Here is a 9,059-nt window from a genome sequence, read left to right on the forward strand (position 1 = left end):
CAAATACATCTGCTCTTGTGCATACGGCCGAAAATGATAGCCCATAACAGCCCTCCATCGGTTGATTATGAAGCTCTATTTTACAGAAAAGCAGCATGACCGCAAAGTGAAAAATAGGGGTTTGTCGGACAGGCTCATTAATGGAAGAAATAATCTCATATTCAAACTCCTTGGTTTTTCTTGGAAAGACCTTATTTTCTGAGGTCAACGAACCATCAGGAAGAATCTGAACATTTGTTGCGGTTTAATTATTCACAAACGGTATCCCATCTACAGTTTCCATAAGTATCGCAAAGCCGGACCTTTTTACATTCTTTAGTCCCAATTGGAGGAACCACAATAGGAGGAAGGGGTTCGAGTGCAGGGGGAACAATGGGTTTTACTTCTGGTGGTTCAACAGGGGCTAAATCTATACTTGAGTCACAAATTGGTTGATGTTCACAATCCCCATCTTCATCACAAACCCATTCCCATTTACATCCAGAAAAAACTGGGTTTGAAAGAAAGATTAAAAACAATAAACATCCAAAACCTATAATAATCTTTTTCATCTTTTAAGCTTCTTCCTCATTAATGCTATTCCTACAAGGCCAGAACCGAGAAGAAAAAAGGAAGAGGGTTCGGGAACACTCTTAATTTCGGCGTTAGAAACACCATTATAAAACCCCAAAACCGTTCCGCCTTCCAAATTAAGCCCGCCAAGGCCTCCTGGGAAACCAATTTGCCACCCATGTGTTATAAGATTAAGGTTTTTAACCTTCTTATTAAGTTTCGTGGTATTATTTGGATTATCAATAAAGTCCAATCCGATTTCGTTAGCAAAGAGAGTTACAAATTCGTACGAATATGGGGTTATTATGTTGGTTTTGTGGAAGCCAAACTGCTCCAACGAACCGTCATCAAAAAGAAACAAATCAAGATTTGTATCGGTTGCTTTGACTTTTGATAGACCAAAGGCGGGTGCGGTAACGAAAGCGGATGCAATTGAAAAATTTCCAAAATTTGAGAACAAGTCACTTGATAAAATTTCAGTTGGATCCGTAATAGTAAATTGAATTTTCATAAAACTATTATTTGCAAGTGATATAGATGTTCCTACCTGGTGCTCTATTGTTCCAAAGTTCCCTTTAATCTCGTATGTTATTGGTAATGCAAAAACAGAAGATGTGGGAAAAATCAAAACAGCGAGGATGAAGAAAGAGGTTAGAATTTTCATTTTAACGACCTCCTTTTGAATGGTTTCCCACAATGACAATAGTATTATGGTCCCTTCGGAAGCTCGGGTATCTAAAGACCCATTGCTTTGCGCCCTACCGTCACCAGTAGTTTGCCATGATGGAAGGTGTTTTTATGATATTAACCTAAGTACCTTGTACTACAATTTCAGATTAAAAGTAAATAGGGTATTTAGGGTATTTTTTATGAAATTTTGGTGTAGATTTTAATTAGGACAGAAATTATGTAAAACTCAAATAAAATCAATCAAATATAACCTCAATGATGGGAGCTTCAATCTCCTTTACTACAGGACAAATCGCCCCCCCCGCAACCAACAGTGATAGTAATTGAATTTAAAATAAAATTTTCTTCTTTTCAGAAAATTCTTGTTTTTTTTTCTTAATACCTCAATTGGACTTCCACCGGGGAATAGGAGGATTTTTAATAAAGTTTCTTAACTTCGAGCAGGATAAATCTTAGGATCTGTTTCACAAATTAATTCAGCAATCTCCTCATTATTCGGTCTCAAACCATAAATCCCGCTATGAGATGGGTCATTATTGGAGGGGTCATCCTCATCTTCAATTGGATCATGGAGGATGTCAAAATTCCTTTTAACTGAAGCTTCCCTTTGTACTTTCCTGTAAACTTCACCAGCGTTTAGGACTGCAATCCTTGCGTTTTTTTTTACGTTTAGGTTTTTATTTGAATAAGCTAACCTAAGCGCAGCAATTTCGTTTTCTCTACCCTGGCAATTAAAAAATTCCAACCAATTTACTGATAAAATATCTTCCTCTGGTCTTAAAAAAAAGGCGGGTGCCTGAATTTTCCCTTGGTCAAAAAATAAATTTTTACACAAACGGGCAACATGATCTTGGTCGGGTATCCTATCGCCTTTCATTCTGAGATCCAATCCCATACCCCATAAGGGGCCACTGTTTCAATAATAGTGTCAGTAGTTGTTGTCCCAGAAACCCTAATTTTTCGGTCTGGGTGCCTCTCATTTGGCTTGAATACAACAAACCGAACATCCTCTTCGGGCAAAAAATGTATGCTAAAAATTCGCCCTTCTTCAAGCCGCCATGAGGCATAAATATTATTATCCGGCGTCAAAGAAAGAAAGGGACGCTTCACCTTTCCATGGGTTTTAAGGGAGGTGAGAAAATTATAGAAATTCATAAGTGACCCATAGGATATTTCGGAACTTGAAGGGTCTTCTTCTTTTGTTTCATTAAATAAAACAAGAAGTCTCGCCCCTAGAGGAATATCAATTAAAGTTTTAATTTTAAAGATTATTTCTTTAACTTTTTCATCAGTGTCGCCAATTAGGTCCGCTCGAGTAAGTGGTTCATTACTTTTACCGCAAATAACAAGTGTCAATTTCTCTGGGTTCACAACCGCTGAATTTAGGTGCTTTAACTTTTCTGATAACACGAGCATTCCTGCCTGGGAAGTGACTCGAACGTCAAAGGCCCGTACGTTAGACAACGTCCCTGTCTCAATGGAGGCTTCATCTTTTTGAATATTACTTTCAGACGTTACACTCGTTTGAGATTTTACCTCAGGCATTATTCCTCCCGTTCCCAGATTTTTTGAATTTCAGGTGTTGTTAAATCAGTAAATCCCCGAACCACCCACTCATGCGCTAGGTCAAACCATTTGAAAATGTCTTCCTTATTTGTTGATTCACCCATACCTCGAGCCGTCAAATCGAGAATGTACACCTTATTTTTTTCCTTGATTAGTGTACCATGATCCAATTTCACAGTTAGGGATCCCTTTCCTTCTCCTAATGGAAACCGCGCCCTCCATGAAATAGCTTCAGGTTCTGGCAAAAATCCTTCTTTTTTTTGAATCAAGGGAGAATCAGAAAAAATTTTTCTGAGGTCAGCACTATTATTCCATTCTAGGCCTTTTTTGAAATGATTAATATAAGTAAGTTCACACTCAATTGGTTGAAGTGGTCCCAGGGAATACTCCTTAAAAAAAATACTATTTGTGTCAAACACTTTCTCAAAATTCTTAATCATATAAGGATATCGAGGATAGTCGGCTTCCTTACGCCTCCAATTGAAATGGAATCTATCGACCTGAAATTGTATTAATTGATCCTCTGATTCATTTACAAACCACACTCTAAGGGATGGCATTCCCGTTGTGGGATCTACTGGAATATCACCTTGACCCGATGCAATTGGTGGGGCATGTTCGATTTTAGGATAGTCTTGGCGAAATTTATTCCAAAGTTGACCAATATGTGGAATTTTAAGTTTATCTGAAATATTAAACCGTATTCCAAGAGCAACCTCTGCAATAGGGGGTTTCTTAAAACTTGGAGTAGGACCTGAGAAAGGATTTGAATGATTCATTAATTTACCTAACTTATTAAATATACTAGAAAATGGCCCTTTGGGTCAATAGCCCCAAATGAAACTGTAAACCCTTGTAGGTTCACGGAAATCTCCCGGGCAATAAATGTGTTTACCCTTTAATTTTCTCCTTTAGGACTCGAAAATTGTACCGGTTACAGGTATTTTTGAAAAAAAACCCTCCCTTCTGAAAAAGAATAGAGGAGTTTCAATTTTTCTTGCCCCCTTTTTTTTTCTATAGGTTTCTTTTTTATTGCCTACATAGCGCCTACATTCCCCTTCTTCTCATCTTAGAATATTTTTATAACTTATTGAAAAATTTGGTAGGCCGTGCAGGGATCGAACCTGCGACCCACTGATTAAGAGTCAGTTGCTCTACCAGCTGAGCTAACGGCCCATTACTTTTAAATTCCCTACACCTTTTTAGACACGTTAGGGGTGAGCTTGTCGAACCATGAATGGGACTTTTTCAACAACTTGTTATCGCTCAATTGCTCGAATGCTCCAAATTTTTGCAAAGCAAAAATTTTGGCGCGCCTGAAGGGATTCGAACCCCCGACACACGGCTCCGGAGGCCGTTGCTCTATCCAGCTGAGCTACAGGCGCACAATGTATCAATAATTCTAAAGGGACCTCATTATAAGCAAAGGATTGAAAGATTTTCAACACCAAGGGAGAGATTAGCCTCTCGTCAATTTTCGGTAGCGGATACGATGGGGCTGATCGGCCTCTTTCCCCAAACGCTTCTTACGATCCGCGTCATATTCGCTGTAATTTCCCTCAAACCAGATCACCTTACTGTCCCCCTCGAAGGCAAGGATATGGGTGGCCACCCGATCCAAAAACCAACGGTCATGGCTGCTCAGAAAACAGCATCCCCCAAAATGCTCCAGCCCCTCTTCCAAAGCCCGAAGGGTATTCACATCTAAATCGTTGGTGGGCTCATCTAAAATCAAAAGGTTTGCCCCCTCTTTTAGAACCTTGGCTAAATGAACACGGTTTCGCTCACCCCCTGAAAGATCCTTCACCTTCTTTTGCTGATCAGGCCCCGAGAAATTAAACCGTCCCACATAACCCCGGGAATTGACCTCAATATTGCCTAGTTTAACCGTATCTGACTCGCCCGAAATAATTTCCCAAACTGTTTTCTTGGAGTCCAGAGACCGGTTCTGATCCACATACCCGATTTTAACCGTATCGCCCACTTTTATTTCTCCGGAATCCGGTTTGATGTCACCAGTAATCATTCGGAACAGTGTGGTCTTTCCGGCACCATTGGGCCCAATCACTCCAACGATTCCACCCCGTGGAAGAGAAAAAGAGAGGTTCTCATATAGGATGCGATCATCATAAGATTTACTGATTTCTCTGGCCTCCAAAACAATATCTCCCAGCCGGGGTCCTGGGGGAATATAAATCTCTAAATCCCCAGCGGTTTTTTCCTGCTTCTCACTCATGAGTTGCTCGTATTGGTTCAAGCGTGCTTTCCCTTTTGCTTGGCGCCCTTTGGGAGACATTCGTATCCATTCCAATTCCCGCTCAAGTGTTTTTTGCCGCTGAGACTCCGCTTTTTCCTCTTTTCTCATCCGTTCCTGTTTTTGCTCCAGCCAAGAGGAATAGTTACCTTTAAACGGAATCCCATATCCCCGGTCTAACTCCAAAATCCACCCCGCTACTTTATCCAAAAAATAGCGGTCATGGGTCACGGCAATAACAGTCCCTTCATAATGCTGAAGATGCTGTTCCAACCATTGAACCGATTCCGCATCCAGATGGTTGGTCGGTTCATCCAAGAGAAGAATGTCAGGTTCCTGTATCAAAAGGCGGCAGAGGGCCACCCGGCGTTTCTCTCCCCCGGATAAAACCTCCACTTTGGTTTCGGGAGGCGGGCACCTCAGAGCGTCCATGGCCACTTCAAGCTCGTTTTCCAACTCCCAGCCATTGGCTTCCTCGATTTTCTCTTGAAGTTTGGCTTGATGCTCCAACAGTTTTTCCATTTCATCGGGAGAAATGTTCTCCCCTAATTTATTGCTCACGGCTTCATAGGCTTTGAGAAGAGCCATGACCTCGGCTCGTCCCTCCTGCACAATCTCCTTAACGGTTTTTCCCTTTTCTAACTGGGGCTCTTGCTCAAATAAACCAACGGTATACCCTTTTGAAAAAGAAACCTCGCCAAGAAAATCTTTGTCCAGGCCCGCTATAATTCGAAGGAGGGTACTCTTTCCGGACCCATTTAGCCCTAACACACCGATTTTTGCCCCATAGTAAAAGGACAAATAGATATCCCGGAGCACCTGGCGTTTTGGAGGAAACACCCTCCCCACCCCCACCAGTGAGAAAATAATCTGTTTATCATCCGCCCCCATGGACCTATTCCTCCTTGTCTATCATTATTTAATTGAGTTGAAAGGGATCATGATCACCATTCTCTTCAGAGTTGGGATGCTGAACCTTAAATCCCTCGGTCTCATCGTAATCTAATGTGGCACCTTCCATTAATTGGGCATCCTCCTCCGGAATTCCGATGGTCAAATCATAGGATTCCTGGACCTGATCCCCCGGCTGAAATGCTTCCTCCAACGTAATATGAAAAACCCGTCGGTCCTCCCCAAGATCCGTAATCCGGACACGAACACAGTTCTCCTCTGGGTGCTCCCTTAGCAGGTGATTCAGCTTTTCAACCGCTTGCGGTGTCACCTTAATCATTTACAAACCTTTTTAATAATAAAGACAACCCAAACACCAAGATTTTTGGACCCAGATCTAAAAACCGGGCTATTTTAACACAGACCCTTTGTAAAAACATAGTCTTCAACCCAAAAACCTTTTGGATGGGGGTGTGGGTATACCGAATAAAATTCATAATTTGAATTGACCCTATGACCCAGGTTGTTTAAGCTTAAATCCACTGGGTTGGAATTAAAAAAAAGAAGTGTGGTTTCTGAAACATGCGGGTCCCTTGGGCTGTGAACCATGCCGGAATCAAATGCGAAGGAAGAAAATCGATTTCAAATCGCAGGCCTCGATGAACGTCAACGTGGGTTTAACCGACTGGCGGAGGTAACTTGTAGGGCTGGGTCCTTTCAAGCCACTTTCCCTTATGAAACCTATAGGGTAACCACTGAGCTTTGCAACACCGAAAAAGCCGCATTGCAGAATTTAATTCAAATCCTTCAGCAACGGGGCTACCGGCAACTTCGCTCTCAAATCACTTTTCGTGGGGGGGATTACCTTGGCTCTCAACCGGTTTGGGTGGAATACCCAGACCCAGGAGAAAGTCAAAGAAAAAGGTTTGGGCTCTCGGGTTGGTTTAAAAAAATCTTTGGTTTTGTAAACACAAAGGACTCAACATAATTAGGTTCAATCTGCAGGATTGAACCACCGGTTTATTTTCCCATCTGTCTCGGTTGTTTCTTCCATGGCATCCATGTAAACACCAAAGCCACCAAAAAAGTAATGGCCAGCCAAAACAACCCGATTAAAATAAGCGCCTTCCAAGAATATCCCTCGTAAGGTTTACTTAATTCACTAACCAGATCACCCCCTAATATAATGACCAATACAATGGGGACAACCATTTTAATCAAAATATTCCACCATGGACCCAGATTGATTTTTGAAACCGCATTGATATGCTTCCGAAGGGTCTCGATCTGAAAAAGCCACCCCACCAGGAACGCTTCGAGGAGGCCCACAACCACAAGACCAAAATGGGTTATATAATGATCCACAATATCCAACCAAAACAGCCCTCCCTGAGAAGTAAAAATTAACCCTCCTAAAAAACCGACAATGCATACCGTTGTCACAACCCGTTTTCGGTTAAAGGAAAATTTATCCATAACCGCTGAGGTAAAGGCTTCAATAATAGAAATGGAGGAAGAAAGCCCAGCAACAACCAGGGATGCAAAAAAGAGAACGCCAAATACCGCACCTCCCGGTAAGAGACTAATCGCCTTAGGATAGGCAACAAAAGCCAAACCGATACTGGCCGTTACCACTTCTTCAATCGAACTTTGGGTTTGACCAGCCATATAACCCAACAAGGAAAACACAGCCAAACCGGCAAACACTGCAAATCCGCTGTCCAACAAAGCGGTGATGACAGCACTACGGGTTATATCCGCGCGACGAGGGAGGTAACTGGCATAGGTAATCATAATGCCAAAACCCAAACTGAGGCTAAAGAAAACCTGGCTAAAGGCGTCAATCCAAACTTTGGGTTCTAAAAGGGCCTTGAATTCGGGCATGAGATAGGCCCGAAGACCCGTGCCCGCCCCTTCCAACGTCAGGCTCCAGATGACCAAGACCGCAGTCAACAGAAAAAGAAGCGGCATAAAAATCTTATTGGCCAACTCAATTCCCTGACGAATACCACGGTAAATGATGGCCCAATTGAAAAACCAAACAATGGCCAACCCCACAAGAATGGGAATCTGAATATTTCCCACCTGGAAGGGACCCTCTGATTTTTTTAGAAATTCATCAAAAAAGAAAGCGTTCGGATCATCTCCCCAGGCCAAAGAAAAGGAGAGCACAAGATAATTCAGGCACCAGGAAATAATAACGGCATAATATAAAACAATCCCAAACATGACAAAAACAACCGCCCACCACCCCAGCCATTCCCACTTCCTGCTGATGCGCGCAAAGGCCAAAGGAGCACTGCCGTTTCGCTCATGGCCGATTCCAAACTCCAATATCAGCAATGGAATTCCCGCAAGGAAAAGAGCCAAAAAATAAGGGACCAAAAATGCCCCCCCTCCATTATCGTAAGCGAGATAGGAAAAACGCCAGATATTACCCAGACCAACCGCTGACCCCACCGCGGCGAGGATAAACCCAGCTTGACTACCCCATATTTCCCGTTTAACCGGAGACTTTTCGCCCATGGTTTAACCCAACCCTCCTTTCAAATTAGGCCCGCATCATAGCATGTTTCAAATGGGAATTTCACGGATAAAGCCTCCATGCCCTAAGACCCTGCGCTTTTGGAATTTGACACGGGATCAATATTTTCATTTCCACCAAAAATTTTTTGGAAGATAAAAAAAGCGAGAGATTCTTTGGGTGATTAGAATACACTTGCCATTTCCTTTTCCAAGCGGATACCCTAGTTTCATGAGACCCAGAAAAGAGATTTTCCTTATTTCATCAAAAAAAATTTTTTTGGAGGCTTTTAATTAAAAAAAATGGCTCATCGTGGAAGTGAGTGGGTAAATTTTGTCATTACCTGCCTGTCCGGCGGGCACTTGCAGGCAGGGGAAAGCGGAAATCCAGGCCCTTCCCGTCATTCCCGCGAAACCTGTCCTCGAATGCCTCTATCGGGGAGCGGGAATCCGATATGGTTGACATACGTCAAGAAGGAAAAAGTATCCTGTCCCCTTTTTCACGGGGTCCTGGTTTGACGATGAATCCAGGACACAAGCAGAGACGGGACCGATGATGCGACGTTTGATCAATCTGATATTC

Annotated in this window: 11 protein-coding genes, 2 tRNA genes and 1 riboswitch; of the genes, 2 read left to right on the forward strand and 11 right to left on the reverse strand. The window is 42.5% G+C overall.

The annotated features are described in order from the left end of the window. The 10 genes from VGB26_03380 to VGB26_03425 all read right to left on the reverse strand — a co-directional run. On the reverse strand, positions 1-208 hold a 208-nt coding region (locus VGB26_03380), incomplete at its 3' end, for a hypothetical protein (protein HEX9756826.1). A 40-nt stretch (positions 209-248) separates the two neighbouring features. Continuing rightward, on the reverse strand, positions 249-551 hold the full coding sequence (locus VGB26_03385) for a hypothetical protein (protein HEX9756827.1): 303 nt from the start codon (positions 549-551) through the stop codon (positions 249-251). Beyond that, positions 548-1,216: a PEP-CTERM sorting domain-containing protein gene (locus VGB26_03390; protein HEX9756828.1), complete on the reverse strand. Its 669-nt coding sequence runs from the start codon at positions 1,214-1,216 to the stop codon at positions 548-550. Before VGB26_03390 ends, VGB26_03385 begins: the two co-directional genes overlap by 4 nt. 54 nt (positions 1,217-1,270) lie before the next feature. Continuing rightward, positions 1,271-1,342, reverse strand: a riboswitch (cyclic di-GMP riboswitch). Between the two features lie 330 nt (positions 1,343-1,672). After that, the gene (locus tag VGB26_03395) at positions 1,673-1,987 is read right to left on the reverse strand and encodes a hypothetical protein (protein ID HEX9756829.1); all 315 of its coding nucleotides are present in this window, start codon (positions 1,985-1,987) and stop codon (positions 1,673-1,675) included. A gap of 128 nt (positions 1,988-2,115) precedes the next feature. Next, the gene (locus VGB26_03400) at positions 2,116-2,787 is read right to left on the reverse strand and encodes a hypothetical protein (protein ID HEX9756830.1); all 672 of its coding nucleotides are present in this window, start codon (positions 2,785-2,787) and stop codon (positions 2,116-2,118) included. Then, positions 2,787-3,587 carry a TIGR04255 family protein gene (locus VGB26_03405; protein ID HEX9756831.1) on the reverse strand — a complete coding sequence of 267 codons (801 nt, stop codon included), beginning with the start codon at positions 3,585-3,587 and terminating at the stop codon, positions 2,787-2,789. The genes VGB26_03400 and VGB26_03405 overlap by 1 nt, the downstream gene beginning before the upstream one ends. A 321-nt stretch (positions 3,588-3,908) precedes the next feature. Beyond that, positions 3,909-3,984 (reverse strand) — tRNA-Lys (locus VGB26_03410). 132 nt (positions 3,985-4,116) lie between these two features. Then, positions 4,117-4,193 (reverse strand) — tRNA-Arg (locus VGB26_03415). Between the two features lie 74 nt (positions 4,194-4,267). Next, entirely contained in the window at positions 4,268-5,953 is a 1,686-nt protein-coding gene (ettA, locus tag VGB26_03420; GenBank protein ID HEX9756832.1) for an energy-dependent translational throttle protein EttA, read from the reverse strand. A gap of 28 nt (positions 5,954-5,981) precedes the next feature. Then, complete coding sequence (locus tag VGB26_03425) at positions 5,982-6,293, reverse strand: iron-sulfur cluster biosynthesis family protein (protein ID HEX9756833.1); 312 nt, start codon at positions 6,291-6,293, stop codon at positions 5,982-5,984. 267 nt (positions 6,294-6,560) lie between these two features. Here VGB26_03425 and VGB26_03430 point away from each other — a divergent pair, with 267 nt between their 5' ends. Then, entirely contained in the window at positions 6,561-6,941 is a 381-nt protein-coding gene (locus VGB26_03430; GenBank protein HEX9756834.1) for a hypothetical protein, read from the forward strand. Between the two features lie 32 nt (positions 6,942-6,973). Here the strand turns inward: VGB26_03430 and VGB26_03435 are convergent, their stop codons facing one another. After that, on the reverse strand, positions 6,974-8,479 hold the full coding sequence (locus tag VGB26_03435) for a sodium-dependent transporter (GenBank protein HEX9756835.1): 1,506 nt from the start codon (positions 8,477-8,479) through the stop codon (positions 6,974-6,976). A 300-nt stretch (positions 8,480-8,779) separates the two neighbouring features. Here VGB26_03435 and VGB26_03440 point away from each other — a divergent pair, with 300 nt between their 5' ends. Continuing rightward, a complete protein-coding gene (locus VGB26_03440; protein ID HEX9756836.1) occupies positions 8,780-8,995 on the forward strand; it encodes a hypothetical protein in 216 nt (71 codons plus the stop codon). Positions 8,996-9,059 lie beyond the last annotated feature (64 nt).

The organism is Nitrospiria bacterium (genome assembly GCA_036397255.1).
GTDB lineage: Bacteria > Nitrospirota > Nitrospiria > DASWJH01 > DASWJH01 > DASWJH01.

Bases quoted from the DNA above. Each gene is read 5' to 3' on its own strand.
- VGB26_03400 (HEX9756830.1), bottom strand. From the start codon at position 2,787: ATGCCTGAGGTAAAATCTCAAACGAGTGTAACGTCTGAAAGTAATATT.
- VGB26_03390 (HEX9756828.1), bottom strand. From the start codon at position 1,216: ATGAAAATTCTAACCTCTTTCTTCATCCTCGCTGTTTTGATTTTTCCC.
- VGB26_03385 (HEX9756827.1), bottom strand. From the start codon at position 551: ATGAAAAAGATTATTATAGGTTTTGGATGTTTATTGTTTTTAATCTTT.
- ettA (HEX9756832.1), bottom strand. From the start codon at position 5,953: ATGGGGGCGGATGATAAACAGATTATTTTCTCACTGGTGGGGGTGGGG.
- VGB26_03430 (HEX9756834.1), top strand. From the start codon at position 6,561: ATGCCGGAATCAAATGCGAAGGAAGAAAATCGATTTCAAATCGCAGGC.
- VGB26_03425 (HEX9756833.1), bottom strand. From the start codon at position 6,293: ATGATTAAGGTGACACCGCAAGCGGTTGAAAAGCTGAATCACCTGCTA.
- VGB26_03435 (HEX9756835.1), bottom strand. From the start codon at position 8,479: ATGGGCGAAAAGTCTCCGGTTAAACGGGAAATATGGGGTAGTCAAGCT.
- VGB26_03405 (HEX9756831.1), bottom strand. From the start codon at position 3,587: ATGAATCATTCAAATCCTTTCTCAGGTCCTACTCCAAGTTTTAAGAAA.
- VGB26_03440 (HEX9756836.1), top strand. From the start codon at position 8,780: ATGGCTCATCGTGGAAGTGAGTGGGTAAATTTTGTCATTACCTGCCTG.